Raw genomic sequence first — 14,875 nt, 5'->3', positions numbered from 1 at the left:
CGTACCGACTACTTACGGTGGACATTTTTTTCCTCGAAGAAACGGCATCGAAGCATTTCCCTGCGCCGAACGCTTCTGCAATTAAGCAAAGCATTCGACGCGATTGAAAACCCCGACCCGAATGTCAGCTTTGGGCTGATAATGCCCATCGCGAAAGGCAGCAATCGGCCAGTGCCAACAGTGAACGCCGCCATCAAGAAATCGATAGCACTTTTCACCCTCACCTACCTCCAATGACATGTGCGTTTGTCCTGACAATTTGGAGGTCTCTATGTTGATACGCAAGATGGTTCTGCTTTCTTGTCTGGGTGTGGCACTCGCAGGGTGCGCTGGCTCACGCCAGGAGCCCCCTCCCACCACCATGCAAGTCGACCTGCAAAAATACCAGGGCACCTGGTACGAACAGGCCAGGTTACCCATGTTCTTTCAGCGCAATTGCCAGCAGTCAGAAGCGCATTATGGTCTACGTGATGATGGCCGCATTGACGTCACCAATCGTTGCAGGGAACAGGATGGCGAATGGAAAGAGGTACGCGGAATTGCCGAATCGCAGCAGCCAGGCAAGACAGACAAACTGTGGGTGCAATTTGATAATTGGTTCAGTCGCATTGCACCTGGAATAACCAAAGGTGAGTATTGGGTGCTTTACCACGACCCCGCCTACCAGTTCGCACTGGTCGGCCACCCGAACCGGGAATATCTCTGGGTGCTTTCACGCGCCTCTGAAATTAGCGGCGTCAACCGCGAACAGCTGCTGAAGATTGCTCAGCAACAGGGGTATGACACGAGCAAACTGATATGGCGTCCGGCATATCCGACCAAGCCTTAGTCAGCAGGGCTATCCAGGCCCGGAGACCGTTGAGGAAATGCGCATGCTCAAGAGATGGATACTGCTGTTATGCATTGGCCTTGCGAGTTGCAGCCAGGTGGATGTGCAGACCTACAGCCAAGAGCCCCCCACGCTTGAGTTGCGCGAATTCTTCGAGGGCCGGGTCGAAGCTTGGGGTATGTTTCAAAAGCGCTCAGGCGAGGTCATGAAGCGCTTTCATGTGGTCATAAATGGCCACTCCGAAGGTCGCAGACTGATCCTCGACGAGTCGTTTACCTACAGTGACGGTACTACCCAAAAACGGGTGTGGACGCTAACCCCTGCTGGCCCTGGCCAATGGCGCGGAACCGCTGGCGACGTGGTGGGCGAGGCGCTTGGTGAGGTGGCAGGCAACGCACTGCGCTGGAAATATGTGCTGAACCTTCCGGTGGATGGCAAGGAGTACGAGGTTGATCTAGACGACTGGATGTACTTGATGGACAGGAACACCCTGATAAATCGCTCGTTCATGACCAAGTTCGGTGTGGAGGTCGGCCAGATCACCTTGTTCTTCCGCAAGCAGCCGCTCGGGAGTGGCGTCTTTTGACCGGACGCTGCCGCACCCGAGCAGTTGCATAGGCTGATAGAGAACATCTGCTTAACGCTTCCAGCCTCAGCAAAAGGCAAACACCTTGATGAACTCATTTACTGAGCATGTCGCCAGTTTGACGTCTTTTTCTCACACAATTGATCGTCAAAAGCACACCGGCTGCAATACCTTGTGTACCGCAAATAAGCCAGATTAGGCCTATGTGAAAAAGCACCCAGGCACTCAAACCTAAAATCAGTGTTAATAATACCCCAAGTACAAGTAGTGGCAGGTGTTGCACAGAAGGGCAGTCCTCCAGCGAGTCGGAAAAAATGCTCCAGCATGCCCATTGCGAGAACAGCGACAACAGAAGCAACAACATGATCGCCCCCCAACCCGAAAAGGATTGTGAGGTGAACAGGTTGACCGTCGAGGTGATGGTGAACCAAAGAGTGAAGACGAATGTAGTGCTTGAAGGTACGGTATAGGCTGGAAGAGCAATGGCTATCTGAATCAACTTGAGTGTTTGCAATCGAGTCATTCATTCGCTCCCTGCGAGTTGAATTTTACCGCGCCCTATGGACTCTTCAGTGACTATAGATCAGGAGTTCTTTGAGGGGGGAGTATGCTGACGGTCAGCTATTGGTCGAAAGAAGACACTCATAAAACAACAGCTTTCTACCCTAAGCACACGTCCCTGCCCGCATGTCGGCAGCGTCACTTTAAGCCATGGAAACGTCGCCACTGAGAGGGTGAAAGCTTCTCCCACTCTCGAAAAGCCCGATGAAAAGAGTTGGCGTCCTCGTAACCGAGCAGATAGGCCACCTCTTTCAGTTCAATGCTCGGATCAGCCAGCAGGTGCAATCCCACTTGGCGCCTAGCCTCGTTGAGCAGTGCGCTGAATGTTGTACCCTCGTGCGCTAATCGTCGTTGCAACGTGCGCTCGCTCTGCAATAGTTCTCTGGCGACATTTGGCAAACTTGGCCGCCCGCCCGCCAGTGCCCGCTTCAGCACTTCAATGACCTGCTCACAGAAACCAACCGGCGCTTCAATCGCACGGATTGCTGCGGTTAGTCCGGGGGTCATCATGTGCAGTACCTCCGAATTGTGCTCAAGGAACGGCAAGTCGATGTCAGAGGTGCGAAGGATCAATTCGTCACGGGCAGCGCCGTAGAAAATGCGGCAGGCGAAATAACTTGAGTGAGTTTCCAACGTTTGCTTTGGCCGTCTCAGGCTCAATGACAGGGGCTCAATGTGTTTACCAGTTCCTCGTCGACCTAGCTCCAGTGCCAAGGCAAAACACGCCTCGACTGAAAGATAAGGCGCCGGCCCCGTGCCAGAAGGCCACTGAATCGTAAGTGAAACAGTGCTCTCGCGCTCGACGATGCAAAGTTTGTCGGGGCTGCATAGGCGCTGGAAGCGCGCCAACCGTGCGAGTCCGTCGCGAAAGTCAGCCGCATATAACGCAGTGAGAAACGCCAGTTTGTGTTTCGCGGTGGGTGTGTCACGAACCATCTTTATCGCGAAGGCAGGATCCGCCGAAACCACCTCGATGGCGTTCCAGACGGCAAACAGTTGCTGCGTGCTGACAAAGGCAGACTCGTTCAGGTGAAGATCATGGGGCAGTTGAGCGTGCCGTTGAATCAACGTGGGATCAACTCCCAGTTGCTCAATCGATTGCCAGAACACCCTGGGCAATTTACACCGCTCGGCGCTGGTTTGAAGGTGCGACATTTCTATGCTCCGAACCGCAGGAGGACGGCGATGCGTAATGCAACGCGCCGCTAATGGCGCGTTCCGCAAGTATTCTGGCGTAAACCGCCCACGGGCTGATGCAGCTTCGCTTTTAACATTGTCGTCAACAACCCGAGCCAAAAGGAGCTCACGATGACAATTGCTTTCTACACCAACCCCAATTCACGCGGACGCATGGTGCGCTGGATGCTCGAAGAAATCGGCTGCACCTATGAGACGGTGATTATGGATTACCAGTCGATCAGTCAGGCTGACCGTTGGGGTGGTGCTGCGCTGGCCGCGCCGATGGCGGCCGACGCTGATGATCCACGCGTTGGTTTTTTTCGCGACGTGAACCCGATGGGGAAGATCCCGGCCCTCGTGCATAACGGGCAAACCATAACAGAAACTGCCGCCATCTGTGCGTATCTGGCTGATGCGTTTCCCGAAGCCGGGCTAGCTCCCGGGCCGGCGAATCGTGCCGCTTATTACCGCTGGCTGTTTTTTGCTGCGGGGCCTCTGGAACAGGCGGTGACTAACCACCGAGCCGGTTTCAACCCGACGCCGGAACAGGAGTTTTTCTTTGGCTACGGGAGCTACGAGCGTACCGTGGATCAGCTTGAGCGCGCGGTGCTGGCGCATCCCTTTATTGCCGGTGAACACTTCACCGCTGCGGACGTTTATGTTGGCTCCCACATCGGCTGGGGGCTAGGTTTGCAAACCTTGCCGCCCAGAGCTGCGTTCCTCGCATACGCCGAAAAATTAACGAGCCGCGACGCCTTTAAACGTGCGGTGGCGAAGGATCAAGAGTTGCTGGGTGCCGCCTGAACCTTATAGTCGAGAGTCGCCAATCGTGACGGGATGCTATCGACCTCAAGCGGCAGGATGACCCGAGTACACGACATAAACTTTTCAGAAGACTCAGAGAGGCTTAGTAATGTTGCTCAACCGACTCGACTTCACCACACGTTTGCTGATCGACGCGGGCATCGGAAAAGGAATGCGAATCCTCGACGTGGGCTGCGGCTCGGGTGATGTTTCTGTTTTGTTGGGTGATCTGGTGGGAGGGGATGGAGAGATCGTCGGCGTTGATCATGACGCCGATTCCATTGCCATCGCACGCGAGCGCAGTGCCGCACATGGTCACTCTTCACTAACCTTCATCCAGTGCGAGCTCCTGGAGCTGCAGAACTCTGTCGGTACGTTTGACGCCATTGTCGGGAGGCGCGTCCTGATGTATCAAAGAGATACGGTGGCCACGATCCGAGCACTGTCGAGCCGCTTGCGTCCCGGCGGCGTTATGGTCTTTCAAGAACACGATACAACGATGGCGCCTGCGAGCCTGGATCCTTTCCCGTTGCATAAAAGAGCGCAATTGTGGATACAAGAAATGATTGCTCGTGAAGGCGCGGATTTACACATCGGTTTCAATCTACACCGCATTTTCACTCAAGCCGGCTTGACCGTTGAAAGCGTGCGCGCTGAATGCCTGATACAAACCCCTGATAGTCCCTACAGCCTTGGCGGCATTGTTCGAGCGTGCTTGCCACGAATCATTGCACTAGGGGTGGCCAGTGCAGAAGAGGTCTCAATTGAAACGTTGCAAGAGCGTCTCGATCAGGAGCGTTCAGCCTCTTCAGGTGTATACGTCGGCGATGTGATGTTCGGGAGTTGGGCACGAAAAGTTTGATACCCTCGGATACCGAAATAAAGGAAATGCGCGTACGGATGCGCGGTTGGCCAAAAGCAGCCAGTTTCGGCCACCTCTAGACGCTGCCACCGGCAGCTGATTCACGCTACCATGAGCCACGAAATCGATACCGTAAAGCGACTCAAACATCAGTTAAAGGTCTTTTTTGCGAACAATCCGACTGAGGAGCGAACAGCCCTTTGCGGTTTACCTCACCTTCGGAATCCAAGTTGTCGGAAGCTGATTAAGGCTCTGTTGATGGGATCTGCCCCCGCCCTATAGCCCCATATCCCGTTCCAACTGATCCGCCTTCATCGCGTCAGAAGCAAAGCCGATCTTCATCAGGTGCGATTGCAGATGATCGCGTAAATGCATTCTCAGACGAGACCTAAGCTCGACGTAAGACGCAAATGGGCCCGCATCGATATCATGACGTGTCAGAGCATCACGTAGCGCCCTGATGCTCTCAGCACCGATCCCTGACGCGTGCAGGCGCACGATAGGATCAAGCCCAGGGATTCTCTTGAAACTGGCGACCGCCTCTTCAAGCAGTCGCGCAAACGAGACCTTGCTACATGCCTGCTGCGCCGAGCGCCAAACCTTAAACTCAATCTCGTCTTCCATCTGCTCTCTCCAGTTGATCTGCGGACTGACTCGCACGAAGTTGTCCGACACGGGTATTTTTTAAAAAAAATGACTCGTTGTTTGAAATCAAACTGGATAGCAGCGGCTTACGCCGCTAAGTGCCGACTTTGCTATGCCCACAGGGTAGTCACACATCAGCGTCAGCAGGATAAATCGCAAGAAAAGGCCAAAAGCAGGAGCACTGAATAAGCAAAAAAACCACACCGTTTCTCAGCAGGATCGCTGGTAGGTGGGGCGCTGAGATCGCTGCTTTTTTGTTGTCCTCAAATATAAAGATCCGTCGCTCGAAAAAATTTTCAAGGGGCCTTCTGAGAATATATTTTTCTTGACTCGACCCTCACGCAGTCACGACGGCCTCCACACTCGTTTTGTTTGGAGATTGAGCAATGCTTGCGTTCAGATCAACACATCTAACAGCGTACAATTACGTCCCCTGTTGAAGCGTCCCAGGTCGTCCAGGAAGAATGTGGCAGCAGTTGAAATCACACCAGCCGATGACGCGGCACAGAACGTGGATGTATTAAGGAAAACTTGATGGCGATCGATTTGAAAGGTCTGTGGCAGCGAGAGCGCGCAAGGCGGGCCGCTTTGTGGGGGCTGGAGGACTTGCGACCAGGTGATGATCGCGCAAAACCTCACCTAAGCCTTCTCGATGAAATTGATCGACAAGATCTCGAACAATCCCATGGGGATGCTCCGCTTATGACAATCGAGGAGTTGAGAGACTCTGTGCCGGAAACGTCGTACGAAAGCAGCGATGGGCATTGTTTTTTGATCGTTCTAGATCAGCATATCCCGCAAGTCTGGCGAACAAGATTCGAAGCAGCCAATGCAATTGCTGAGCGTTTTCCGGAAGGAAGCTATGCCCATGACTGGCGTCGTTTTCTGAGAGCCTGGGTTCGAGACATGGAGCGTTTAGAGGCTCACCGGTTCTGCTAATTTCCGCTGGTTTTCTGGAGCGACCATCCCCTCCTCTCCGCCAGCCTGTCGCACATAAAAAATGAGTCCTTAAAGCCGACATGACTTGGCAGTGCAAGGCTGCTTTACCTGAGCCTCCAGATGCGAGCTGAAGTAAATGCCATGCATGAACAAATTTGGATCGAAGGTGCGGCTACGCGTCACAAACGGCACAGCTACAGACCTAAATCTCTGAACAATTGATCCTCCTTCATGTCGTCGGTGGCCATCTCATTGTCCACCAGATGCCGTTGCAGGTGCTGAGAAAGATGGTTCGTCAGGCGGGATCCGATCTCGATGTAGTTATCTGAAACGCTTGCATATAAATCTCGACCGCTCACAACGCTTTGCAATATCTGAGCGCATGGTAACCCGAGTTCGGATACGTCAACTCGGATCGGCCAATCATAGATGGGTACACGGCTGTAGGTGGCGACCGCCTCTTCAACCAAACGCACAAATTCATTGGCACCGCATGTCTCATACACTGAGCACCAAATGGCTAAATCACGTTCCCTATACATCACATTCCTTTCTTCATTGATACACAGCATCTCGGCAAGAGATTGAAATGAGGGAAAAGGCATACTGCGCCGAACGATGTCGTGAAGTTCAATGCTTGGCGAAGGCGAATTCACAGTGTCCCAAAGGTCTGCTTTCATGGATTCAACAAGGAGCTTTCCGAGAGTTCATGCGCAGTCGCTTGGCGGTAACCAATTGACGTGATCAAGGCAACGTACGCGGAGCCAGTCCTCCCCTCCTAACTTCCCGGCCCCGCCACAGACCTCGCAGATAGCCAACGACCTTTCTTCTGCACGAGCGATCAACTCACGGCACGTCGCATCACCACCCGAGTAATAAAACCGCAATCCCCCGAACTTTTCCTTCACCTGACGCGCCCGCACTTGAGACACCTCGGGGTGAGCTTTCAGGTAGGTTGTCAACGCGCCACACAGTTCATCTAGCAAATCTAGCCAGCCTGGCAGACATCCGATTTCGCGCAGGGGCGCGCGGGAGAAAAACTCCGGATAGCGATCGCGCAGGATCGGCAATAGATGTTCAACCATAGGTTTTCTCTGCTCGCATTATGTCAGCGGCCAATGCCTCGACAGTTGGCAAACTCACATGCTTGCGCGCGCCTCGGCCGGCCAAGATGAAGATCCTGTGTTTGCTTTCAAAAATGCAGCCATCAAATTCACATTGGAAATCACTGAGAATGCTGTCGCCAGGCAGGTAAGTGTTTTCGCTGTCGAACTCAGATGATTGAGCGTACAAACGCGTTGCCTCAAGCCCATGAGCTTTGATTTCTCGCTCCTGAAACTCTGGGAGCATCACATCCAAAATCATCCATCGTCTGACGATGCAAAATGGCTTTTCTGTGAAGCTCTCAGCGGCTAGTTCGATCAACTCATCGTTGCTCAGATTTGATCCACTAAGAGGCTGCGCAGGCCCAAAAAGTAGATCGCCTAGCAGGTCTATATCCGTAACGCTTGTATTCATAATTTCGCTTTAACCTGCTCTTCCCATAAGTACCAGACAGGGATTTTTTCCCTATACCCGTTGCCATCTGGAGAGCCCGAGAGTCTTTTCGATCCGCGTATCCGTACCCGCAGTTCGCTCAGTGATAGATGCGATTCATGTAGGGATTGCCGCCGCCAAACGCCCAACTGACGATCACGTATCTGCTACCTGCCACGGTTTGGAATAATGCATAACCGTCAATGAAGGTGACACCCGTTATGCGAGAAGTTCGCATACTCGCACCCTCTCGGAAACGGCCCGTGGTATCGCCATAAATCGTTCCCATGATGACGGGTGGACTGTCGACGGCTGCGAAGAGGAACGCCGTGATGCTCACACCAAAATCCTTTTCCATCGCCGCCGCGACCTCTGCCGGAAGAGACGATGCGAGCTGTTGCTTAGTCATCAAGTAGCTCACTTGAACTGCCAGCCAGGGATCGTGTTTTGTTCTCTACTCCACACATCTTTCAGTCCTCCTAAACGATCAACATAGCTGCGCCAGAAGCCATACCCCCAGAGGGGTGAGCGCTTTCAGGGAAGATCAATCACAAAGCCGTGATTAAAGCCCGTCCGCTCACCTGGATAACCTCTAGGGTTCGAGACCAAACGACAGCTACCCATCGCGATATCGACTGCGCGGTGTGTATGCCCAAATATCCATAGATCCGCTTTATCCAGAAGTGCGTGCCAACGGTTTGAGTAGGCAGCACTCAAATGTCCTTCGTGTTTATCACCCATGACTTCGGGTATAGGTGCGTGATGCGTCACTACGACAGTGTTGCCATCGAATGGCTCATCGAGCTCCTTGGATAGCCAAGCGAAGGAATCGTGATTCCTGCTGATGAGGTCGGACGGGCGCAGCCGGCGATAGTTTTCTCCAGTGCGAATGACACGAAAATCGTTCATCCAATCCCATGCTATCTCGGTAGCCGCAGCTACGTTTTCAGTCGAGGAAAAATCAGTCCAGCCAGTGGCGCAAAGGAACCGCGTTTGATTCCAAATAAAGGACTCGTTTTCTAATACGTGAACGTGCGGTAAGGCGGCTTCCTTCATCTTGTGCAGGGTGTGATCGATGTGTCCTTTATAAAATTCATGATTTCCACACACGTAAATCACAGGGCAATCAAACGTCTCATTCGCCCACTCCACTCCCCGTCCTTTCAAGTCGATGTCACCAGCCAAAATCACCAAGTTGTAGCCATGGGGTACGGGCTGATAGGACGAAAATTCGTTGTGCAGATCTGAAAGCACGTGAAGCTTGGTCAATGGCCTGATCTCGATTTACAGCTAAATTGATGGAGCGCGCACTCCGGCGGATCTGGATTTTGCGAGCCATCAACGAGCACACCGAACCGATACCGCCACCAATATAAATATATAGATTTGAGTGGCGGATGGCAAACGGGGCATACAACTCTGTTTTAACGGAACGGAAAAATGTCTGTGCGCACAGCATTCGCCGCAGCGCTCAAGATCTTGAGGAAAAAGCGCGGCCTCACCCAGCATGCTCTGAGCGGGAACATCACCCAGTCGCACGTGAGCCAGATCGAAACTGCGAAAACATCACCCAGCCTCGAAGCGATTATCGAGCTTGCTAGAGTGATGGACTTAAGCCCTGTCGCCCTGATGGCCCTCGTGTGCGCGGCGCAGGATGAGTCGACGGCAAGCGAAGTCCTGGAACTCGCCAAAAAAGATCTTCAGTCAATCTCGCTGCTAAAGGTCGCGATTCCATTGGAGGTCGAGGCAAAACCGCATCCGGGTGTGGCTGCAGCAGCTAAAACCCGCAAGAAAGTCCAAACGTTGAAGGAGAAAGGCTTCTCGCAGGCGGATATCGCGCGGGAACTGGAGATGGCGGAATCGACGGTTCGGCGTCATTGGCATCGTTCGGGTTGAAGTCGTCCTATTTACTGGATAGCCCCCAAGTTCGTGCCCACATCCTCCCGCTGTTTTCACGTCATCGAAACACTGCTATGCCGTGTTCTCCATCGAAAGGAGTCGAGTTATGGCCGAGCAATATTTACTTCCCGAAGTACTGAGCAAAATGTACGAAAACCAGCTGGCGACCGAAGCCGCGTTGATGGGGCTCGTGTTTCTGGAAGAGAAGCGCGGTTCATCTGAAGCTTGCGAAAATGCGCGTACCGGCTCGAAGGGATTGGTGAGAGCGCCGGGCATATGAAGCAGGGACTGCAAGGTTAGACGGAGGCGGGTTGATCTAAGTAAGAAATTGCCCCACTCAATGTCGGTAAGGTTGTCCAGGTGGGAATTGAACGGTGCAAGTAGCCTTCGAGCTGATCAAGCCATGAACTCGTGGCAACGATAAGCCTTATCGGTAAACTGCACAAAAAAGCGGCATATTAACGACATCCTCTGTAACCATCTAATACCCAGCGAACTTATTTATCGAGTCCAGCCCTCATTGTTTCCAGGATTAAATTAAAGAATGACAATGGAGCAAACCACTCCAATATAAGTCGCCTCATCATGAGAACCCTTAAACATTAAAAAGGTTTGCCTCATTATCACCCATCGTCAAAAAAACAATTAACCATGAAACTATGACCGCCATTAGTTAATCGTAAAATTTACGACAGGCCCTACTCATCCCGTGTAATTACGCACCTGAAGGGGTGGCTTAGGCCCAGTGTTTTCTAGGGTTTCGCAATGAATACAGCTTGGCCACAGAAACAAGATGATCAGAGCGAGTGCACGAAACGCCATACGTTTAATACTGGTATACATGGGTTATCCATTTGTAGTTGTTATGCCGCTTCCTCCTGAGTAATTGATAGGGAACATCATGTTAAGGGGTCGGCCGTTGCTACAGAATACACACAGAAAAAAAGTCACGCAATGACCCTGCCAAACATTTTCTTGATAAAGCTGCAAGTTACATTTATTAGTAAAAATTGATTTTTTGCCAAGACGAAACTATTTTTTTATAGTTGATGTGTTTTTTTAAATCCACAACTTAAAGAGCTTTCTGGCCCGGAACGTGCCAACACTCTTTTATTTCAATGGCCCCAGATGAAGCCGATGGTTTGCCCTCTGTGAGGAAGAGGCTGCGGGAAAGCTCAGCGCTTGCCATGGCACTGTACTGTTGGCCAGTTGAATTCTCAGCCGAGCATCTTTAGTCGTCACAGCGCAAGGGGTATTTTTTTTAGAAAAATTGCGAAAAAGACGACCGTCCGGGAAGTTTTTGAAGCCGAAAGGCTTCGACAATCCAAACCGAACGGCTACATGCAACGGCCAAATTGCTGACAAAGGAGGAGGCACAACAACGTGTCTCTCAAGCCTTGCTTGCCCCTACCCCAATCGCCGGCAGCCCGCTGGTGATCTAACTGCTTTCTGATGTGAAAAAAATCTAACCTGGCTTGAATAACGGACTGGGTAACGGACTGCCACGCGTTCCCGAAGAGGCATGGGTCATCCGCATTCGCGCTGACTCCCAGACAGCCCAAATGAGTGGCGACCACACGAAATCACCGTTCGCAGCCCACATCGGCAATAAATTGGGTGTGTATGAGGCAGTTGATCACGATCGTCTGCATTATTTCGTGTCTCATACAAAGCAGTACAGTCGAGTAAAGTCACAACGCAAGCACACCCGGAATGACATCCCGCAAGGCCGCCTGAGAGACCCTCGGCAGCAGTTGGGCGTGACCGAAATGGTGGTCATCCAAGAAGGGAGTTTCAGTAGCGCCAAAGTACTGGCCATGCAGACCAGTATCTAGTGTCGAGACGCGCCGTTGTGGATGGCTATCTCAGGCTGCTCTCGCCGCTTCAAGCAGCTAAGCAGATCGTAGAAGATCATCCGGTAATTGAACGTCGCAGGAAGAGCGTCTGATAGGTGAACGGGTAGTCGTGGTGATGACGCATTCCGTCTCTGTGGTCTGACAGGGCGCCATCTACCTGATGCGCTAGATCCTCAATTCGACATGTGGGCCTTGCGCAACCGGTGGCCAATAATCACAGCCAATCGCGTGATAACTATCACCAGGGCGCAGGACACAACATAGGGCAACGACTGCCAGAAGCCCATGGATTGAGCCAGATTTACAGTGGCCTGGAAAACGTCATACGACTTGTCCACCACTTGGTGCAGAACCAAGGGTAAAACCAAGCAGGCAACGATGCGCTTGGCCAAGGCCGTCTGGGTATAGCTGAAAAGCTTTTTGAACATGATTTTCAAAGCACTCAAGGTGAATCTCCTATTCGACGGTAAACGACAATTACGTTTATCTTCGACTGAATGCTCTATTGCTTTTCAGGCCCTTGCACCCCAAAACGTGGCTCGGTTTTCCCGCTAGGCACTACGCCCTTAATGCCACCCGCTCAGCGAACCTCTACAACCTAAATTTCGAACGCCTGTTCTGGGAAATAGAGCTTAAATCGGTTTTTTGCGTTTTCCAGCAACTCAAGCCGATTGATGTAATCGCGACTGTAACGTCCTGACTCCACATTAATGAGTAGTGTGTCGTCTTTCATGGAGTGCCTGATCTCACCCGCTATTCGAGCTGGCTTGAAGCCCGTAATACTAGGGTGCCCACGGCCGTCGCACTCTTCAGCAATCAGCAAATCACCTTCCAGTGAGACCGCCCAGATCAGATTAGCGACAGTACGATCAGCAAAATTCTGGAACATGTCCAGCAACCTTTTTCCATTAGGCTCGTACAGGGTCTTCAGCGTCTTGTTCAGAACAATGTTGCCACCCTCAAACTCGCTCTCACGAAGATTCTTCGGAGCTCGCGGAGAACCATAGGTTTTATCTAAGTGGTTGGCTCGGCTGGTTTTGTCCTTTGTCAATCGACGAAGGAACGATTGGTAAAAGTGACCAGAGTTCGCCTCCAACTCATCGGGGTTAACGCTCGCTCGAATAAAATTAAGCAATGCATTGCCCTGAAAAATGTCGTAAGCCAGGATGGCGGAAACAGCATTCCCCTGTGGAATCTCGCTGGCATCAATCAGCACCTTGAAGAGTGGCGTGTCCTCATAATTGAATGAAGCTACCCACTGAAGTCGAGCATAACTGGTGGTTAGAAATTCCACTTTTTCCGCTTGCCAGGAATCGATCTCTTCATCGGTGGCCACTCGCAAATCGTAATCTTCAAAGGTTGCCAGTTCAGGCTCGTGAGCCAACACCTCGCTGCGAATGTCCGAAATCTCTCGTAGTTCAATATCATATTTCAAGAAATCCAGGGGCACGGCTCCCGCCATGCTCTTCAATTCCTTAACGATGACATTGCACGTTTCGTAAACGTACATAAAAGGAAGGCGTGCCTTTCTGTCACAGGGTACGACAGAAAAATCAGGCGTAATAAGCTCGTGCGGTTCGTCCCATCCACCTCGAACATTCATACGCTGCAGGCCAAGAGCCCACTTGATATCGCGAGGTGCCGAGCCATCCAACAAAATGTATCCGTCGATACTAATCAGCTTCGCCCGTGCGTAAGGCCCAAGCCGATCATCATGAACGTAGAGAACCTCTTCGTCCTGATCGACCTTGTAACCCACCACACAAATAGCGTGATTACCACGAGCCTTGAATACTGGCTTCGCCGTTTGCCCACCATTGCTATCGGTCGGAGAGCTCGCAGTACCATCGTCTCCATCTGAATCAAATTCGGGCATGGTAGGAACGTTGGTTTCGTGCGCGAAGACCTCTCCAGTGAGAATCATTGGAAGCGAACTGTTGATGTGCGCAATCACTGACCGCATGAAGTAATCCTTATCAGGTGCTTCCATGCTCTTGGCGTGGTACCGCAACCCTTCAACATCCAACGACCTGAGAATCTGCTTGTTGCTCAACTGCAAGCTTGGAAAACTGTTGGATGAATCTTCAACGTGGTTAAGGGCATTGATCGTGATTTCGCTACACGAATGGATTCCGCGCGTATTACGCAACTTCAACGCATGCAAGGAGGCCCAAATTGCAGTCGTTGCACAGGCTGCAACGACTTTGTCCTGTTCCTGAAAGGCAATGGAATTCACCTTTAGCGAAATTCCGAACAAGTCAACGTTGTACTCACGAGCGAGACGGCGCTTGCGCTTGTACCCATTGCGTTCATCCGGCATGACCTTCAAGCAGGTTTTCCCGATGAACGTGCGAGGCAGCGGCTTGATTACCATGAAGCCGAGGTAATCGTTGTTCAAGTCGTCAATTTCGGCGCGCGCCATCTCACCTCGCTTCAAAATCGAAGTAATCGTTCGGTGATCGACGCGTGAAGAGAAAAAGTGAAGGCGTGCACACTTGTGCCCGTCGTTGCCGAAACGCTTGACGTAATAGCGCGAGAAATCTTCCAGATAGTCTTTGTCGACGTAATCGAACTCCAACAACACTGTCTTAGCTCCCAGACAGGTCAGATAGGTAAAAACGTAGTCAACCTGATCCTTACTGAAGATGTCCGGGAAGTGGTACCCAAAGCACTCTCTAACAAGGTTAGTGATCGTCGGCTTCGCAAATTCGGAAACAAGGTACGGAGTCATAGGCATAAAAAAAGCAGCCATCGGCTGCTTTTTCCTTCGAGAATAGGTTAGAGGCTGCAGGTCTTAGCTAGCAGGGCCTGGCTCACGGTTTGGGAAGCGATACGCTTCTCAATCTCTTGGTCGTACTGGCGCAGACGCTCACGGCTCTCTTCCATTCGCGCGGCGCGAACGTCAGATGCCTCATATTTTCTACGATTTGTGAGTTCAATCAGTGCAATCAGACTCATGGCTTCTCTCAAGAAACGGCATGGATAATTCAAATTAGCATGTGAGCTAAGCTAAGCACAATCGGCGGCGTTAGCGCTTGCAGCTCATCGAAGCCTCACACAGTTAAGCGGGCGTTCGAGCATTCAGTTGGTCAATCAGTATACAGATTGCGCGCTTCAGTGAACACTGCCGCTTCCTCAGAAGCACATGAACGCCATCCTTCCACCATTGAGACAACCGC

At 51.9% G+C, this 14,875-nt stretch carries 19 protein-coding genes; 8 read left to right on the top strand and 11 right to left on the bottom strand.

All coding sequences use genetic code 11. From position 1 onward, the window contains the following. The first annotated feature begins 271 nt into the window (after nucleotides 1-271). A complete protein-coding gene (locus CKW38_RS13380) occupies nucleotides 272-829 on the top strand; it encodes a lipocalin family protein (RefSeq protein WP_095112964.1) in 558 nt (185 codons plus the stop codon). 43 nt (nucleotides 830-872) lie between these two features. After that, nucleotides 873-1,415 carry a DUF3833 domain-containing protein gene (locus CKW38_RS13375; protein ID WP_095112963.1) on the top strand — a complete coding sequence of 181 codons (543 nt, stop codon included), beginning with the start codon at nucleotides 873-875 and terminating at the stop codon, nucleotides 1,413-1,415. Between the two features lie 94 nt (nucleotides 1,416-1,509). On the opposite strand, the gene CKW38_RS13370 is transcribed toward CKW38_RS13375, so the two are convergent. Further along, entirely contained in the window at nucleotides 1,510-1,938 is a 429-nt protein-coding gene (locus tag CKW38_RS13370) for a hypothetical protein (RefSeq protein ID WP_095112962.1), read from the bottom strand. A gap of 176 nt (nucleotides 1,939-2,114) precedes the next feature. Then, nucleotides 2,115-3,131 (bottom strand): AraC family transcriptional regulator, encoded by a 1,017-nt coding sequence (locus tag CKW38_RS13365; RefSeq protein ID WP_095112961.1) that lies wholly within the window; start codon nucleotides 3,129-3,131, stop codon nucleotides 2,115-2,117. A 153-nt stretch (nucleotides 3,132-3,284) separates the two neighbouring features. Here CKW38_RS13365 and CKW38_RS13360 point away from each other — a divergent pair, with 153 nt between their 5' ends. Together CKW38_RS13360 and CKW38_RS13355 are read left to right on the top strand one after the other, a co-directional pair. After that, on the top strand, nucleotides 3,285-3,959 hold the full coding sequence (locus CKW38_RS13360) for a glutathione S-transferase family protein (RefSeq protein ID WP_218222368.1): 675 nt from the start codon (nucleotides 3,285-3,287) through the stop codon (nucleotides 3,957-3,959). Nucleotides 3,960-4,068: 109 nt separating this feature from the next. Beyond that, complete coding sequence (locus tag CKW38_RS13355) at nucleotides 4,069-4,821, top strand: class I SAM-dependent methyltransferase (protein WP_095112960.1); 753 nt, start codon at nucleotides 4,069-4,071, stop codon at nucleotides 4,819-4,821. Between the two features lie 276 nt (nucleotides 4,822-5,097). Here the strand turns inward: CKW38_RS13355 and CKW38_RS13350 are convergent, their stop codons facing one another. Beyond that, a complete protein-coding gene (locus CKW38_RS13350; protein ID WP_176472324.1) occupies nucleotides 5,098-5,445 on the bottom strand; it encodes a hypothetical protein in 348 nt (115 codons plus the stop codon). 555 nt (nucleotides 5,446-6,000) lie between these two features. Here CKW38_RS13350 and CKW38_RS13345 point away from each other — a divergent pair. Beyond that, complete coding sequence (locus CKW38_RS13345) at nucleotides 6,001-6,405, top strand: hypothetical protein (protein WP_095112959.1); 405 nt, start codon at nucleotides 6,001-6,003, stop codon at nucleotides 6,403-6,405. 194 nt (nucleotides 6,406-6,599) lie between these two features. Here the strand turns inward: CKW38_RS13345 and CKW38_RS13340 are convergent, their stop codons facing one another. The 5 genes from CKW38_RS13340 to CKW38_RS13320 form a co-directional block, all read right to left on the bottom strand. After that, nucleotides 6,600-7,085: a hypothetical protein gene (locus CKW38_RS13340; RefSeq protein ID WP_141232659.1), complete on the bottom strand. Its 486-nt coding sequence runs from the start codon at nucleotides 7,083-7,085 to the stop codon at nucleotides 6,600-6,602. 27 nt (nucleotides 7,086-7,112) lie between these two features. Next, on the bottom strand, nucleotides 7,113-7,490 hold the full coding sequence (locus CKW38_RS13335; RefSeq protein WP_095112958.1) for a hypothetical protein: 378 nt from the start codon (nucleotides 7,488-7,490) through the stop codon (nucleotides 7,113-7,115). After that, nucleotides 7,483-7,923, bottom strand: coding sequence for a hypothetical protein (locus tag CKW38_RS13330; protein WP_095112957.1), 441 nt, complete (start codon nucleotides 7,921-7,923; stop codon nucleotides 7,483-7,485). Before CKW38_RS13330 ends, CKW38_RS13335 begins: the two co-directional genes overlap by 8 nt. Nucleotides 7,924-8,041: 118 nt before the next feature. After that, complete coding sequence (locus CKW38_RS13325) at nucleotides 8,042-8,350, bottom strand: hypothetical protein (protein ID WP_095112956.1); 309 nt, start codon at nucleotides 8,348-8,350, stop codon at nucleotides 8,042-8,044. A gap of 125 nt (nucleotides 8,351-8,475) precedes the next feature. Beyond that, a complete protein-coding gene (locus CKW38_RS13320) occupies nucleotides 8,476-9,210 on the bottom strand; it encodes a metallophosphoesterase (protein ID WP_095112955.1) in 735 nt (244 codons plus the stop codon). Nucleotides 9,211-9,381: 171 nt separating this feature from the next. On the opposite strand from CKW38_RS13320, the gene CKW38_RS13315 reads away from it, so the two are divergent. From CKW38_RS13315 to CKW38_RS30190, 3 genes are all read left to right on the top strand, one after another. Then, nucleotides 9,382-9,837, top strand: a complete 456-nt coding sequence (locus CKW38_RS13315; RefSeq protein ID WP_095112954.1) for a helix-turn-helix domain-containing protein — start codon at nucleotides 9,382-9,384, stop codon at nucleotides 9,835-9,837. Between the two features lie 109 nt (nucleotides 9,838-9,946). Next, nucleotides 9,947-10,120 (top strand): hypothetical protein, encoded by a 174-nt coding sequence (locus CKW38_RS13310; RefSeq protein ID WP_371857962.1) that lies wholly within the window; start codon nucleotides 9,947-9,949, stop codon nucleotides 10,118-10,120. Between the two features lie 1,282 nt (nucleotides 10,121-11,402). After that, nucleotides 11,403-11,675: a hypothetical protein gene (locus tag CKW38_RS30190; RefSeq protein ID WP_176472323.1), complete on the top strand. Its 273-nt coding sequence runs from the start codon at nucleotides 11,403-11,405 to the stop codon at nucleotides 11,673-11,675. Between the two features lie 194 nt (nucleotides 11,676-11,869). Here the strand turns inward: CKW38_RS30190 and CKW38_RS13300 are convergent, their stop codons facing one another. The 3 genes from CKW38_RS13300 to CKW38_RS13290 form a co-directional block, all read right to left on the bottom strand. Beyond that, nucleotides 11,870-12,142, bottom strand: a complete 273-nt coding sequence (locus CKW38_RS13300; protein ID WP_095112953.1) for a hypothetical protein — start codon at nucleotides 12,140-12,142, stop codon at nucleotides 11,870-11,872. Between the two features lie 152 nt (nucleotides 12,143-12,294). Continuing rightward, entirely contained in the window at nucleotides 12,295-14,448 is a 2,154-nt protein-coding gene (locus tag CKW38_RS13295; RefSeq protein WP_095112952.1) for a hypothetical protein, read from the bottom strand. A gap of 26 nt (nucleotides 14,449-14,474) precedes the next feature. Then, nucleotides 14,475-14,654: a hypothetical protein gene (locus tag CKW38_RS13290; RefSeq protein ID WP_095112951.1), complete on the bottom strand. Its 180-nt coding sequence runs from the start codon at nucleotides 14,652-14,654 to the stop codon at nucleotides 14,475-14,477. Between the last annotated feature and the right edge of the window lie 221 nt (nucleotides 14,655-14,875).

Source organism: Pseudomonas sp. Irchel 3H7 (assembly GCF_900187605.1).
Classification (GTDB): Bacteria; Pseudomonadota; Gammaproteobacteria; order Pseudomonadales; family Pseudomonadaceae; genus Aquipseudomonas.
The sequence above is the reverse complement of the archived record's forward strand: the minus strand, read 5'-3'. Positions and strand labels throughout refer to the sequence as shown.

What these genes read in the sequence shown, in the direction of transcription:
- CKW38_RS13370 (WP_095112962.1), bottom strand. Translation starts at nt 1,938, where the DNA reads ATGACTCGATTGCAAACACTCAAGTTGATTCAGATAGCCATTGCTCTT.
- CKW38_RS13360 (WP_218222368.1), top strand. Translation starts at nt 3,285, where the DNA reads ATGACAATTGCTTTCTACACCAACCCCAATTCACGCGGACGCATGGTG.
- CKW38_RS13290 (WP_095112951.1), bottom strand. Translation starts at nt 14,654, where the DNA reads ATGAGTCTGATTGCACTGATTGAACTCACAAATCGTAGAAAATATGAG.
- CKW38_RS13365 (WP_095112961.1), bottom strand. Translation starts at nt 3,131, where the DNA reads ATGTCGCACCTTCAAACCAGCGCCGAGCGGTGTAAATTGCCCAGGGTG.
- CKW38_RS13380 (WP_095112964.1), top strand. Translation starts at nt 272, where the DNA reads ATGTTGATACGCAAGATGGTTCTGCTTTCTTGTCTGGGTGTGGCACTC.
- CKW38_RS13325 (WP_095112956.1), bottom strand. Translation starts at nt 8,350, where the DNA reads ATGACTAAGCAACAGCTCGCATCGTCTCTTCCGGCAGAGGTCGCGGCG.
- CKW38_RS30190 (WP_176472323.1), top strand. Translation starts at nt 11,403, where the DNA reads ATGAGTGGCGACCACACGAAATCACCGTTCGCAGCCCACATCGGCAAT.
- CKW38_RS13350 (WP_176472324.1), bottom strand. Translation starts at nt 5,445, where the DNA reads ATGGAAGACGAGATTGAGTTTAAGGTTTGGCGCTCGGCGCAGCAGGCA.
- CKW38_RS13335 (WP_095112958.1), bottom strand. Translation starts at nt 7,490, where the DNA reads ATGGTTGAACATCTATTGCCGATCCTGCGCGATCGCTATCCGGAGTTT.
- CKW38_RS13355 (WP_095112960.1), top strand. Translation starts at nt 4,069, where the DNA reads ATGTTGCTCAACCGACTCGACTTCACCACACGTTTGCTGATCGACGCG.
- CKW38_RS13345 (WP_095112959.1), top strand. Translation starts at nt 6,001, where the DNA reads ATGGCGATCGATTTGAAAGGTCTGTGGCAGCGAGAGCGCGCAAGGCGG.
- CKW38_RS13310 (WP_371857962.1), top strand. Translation starts at nt 9,947, where the DNA reads ATGGCCGAGCAATATTTACTTCCCGAAGTACTGAGCAAAATGTACGAA.
- CKW38_RS13315 (WP_095112954.1), top strand. Translation starts at nt 9,382, where the DNA reads ATGTCTGTGCGCACAGCATTCGCCGCAGCGCTCAAGATCTTGAGGAAA.
- CKW38_RS13340 (WP_141232659.1), bottom strand. Translation starts at nt 7,085, where the DNA reads ATGAAAGCAGACCTTTGGGACACTGTGAATTCGCCTTCGCCAAGCATT.
- CKW38_RS13375 (WP_095112963.1), top strand. Translation starts at nt 873, where the DNA reads ATGCTCAAGAGATGGATACTGCTGTTATGCATTGGCCTTGCGAGTTGC.
- CKW38_RS13295 (WP_095112952.1), bottom strand. Translation starts at nt 14,448, where the DNA reads ATGGCTGCTTTTTTTATGCCTATGACTCCGTACCTTGTTTCCGAATTT.
- CKW38_RS13330 (WP_095112957.1), bottom strand. Translation starts at nt 7,923, where the DNA reads ATGAATACAAGCGTTACGGATATAGACCTGCTAGGCGATCTACTTTTT.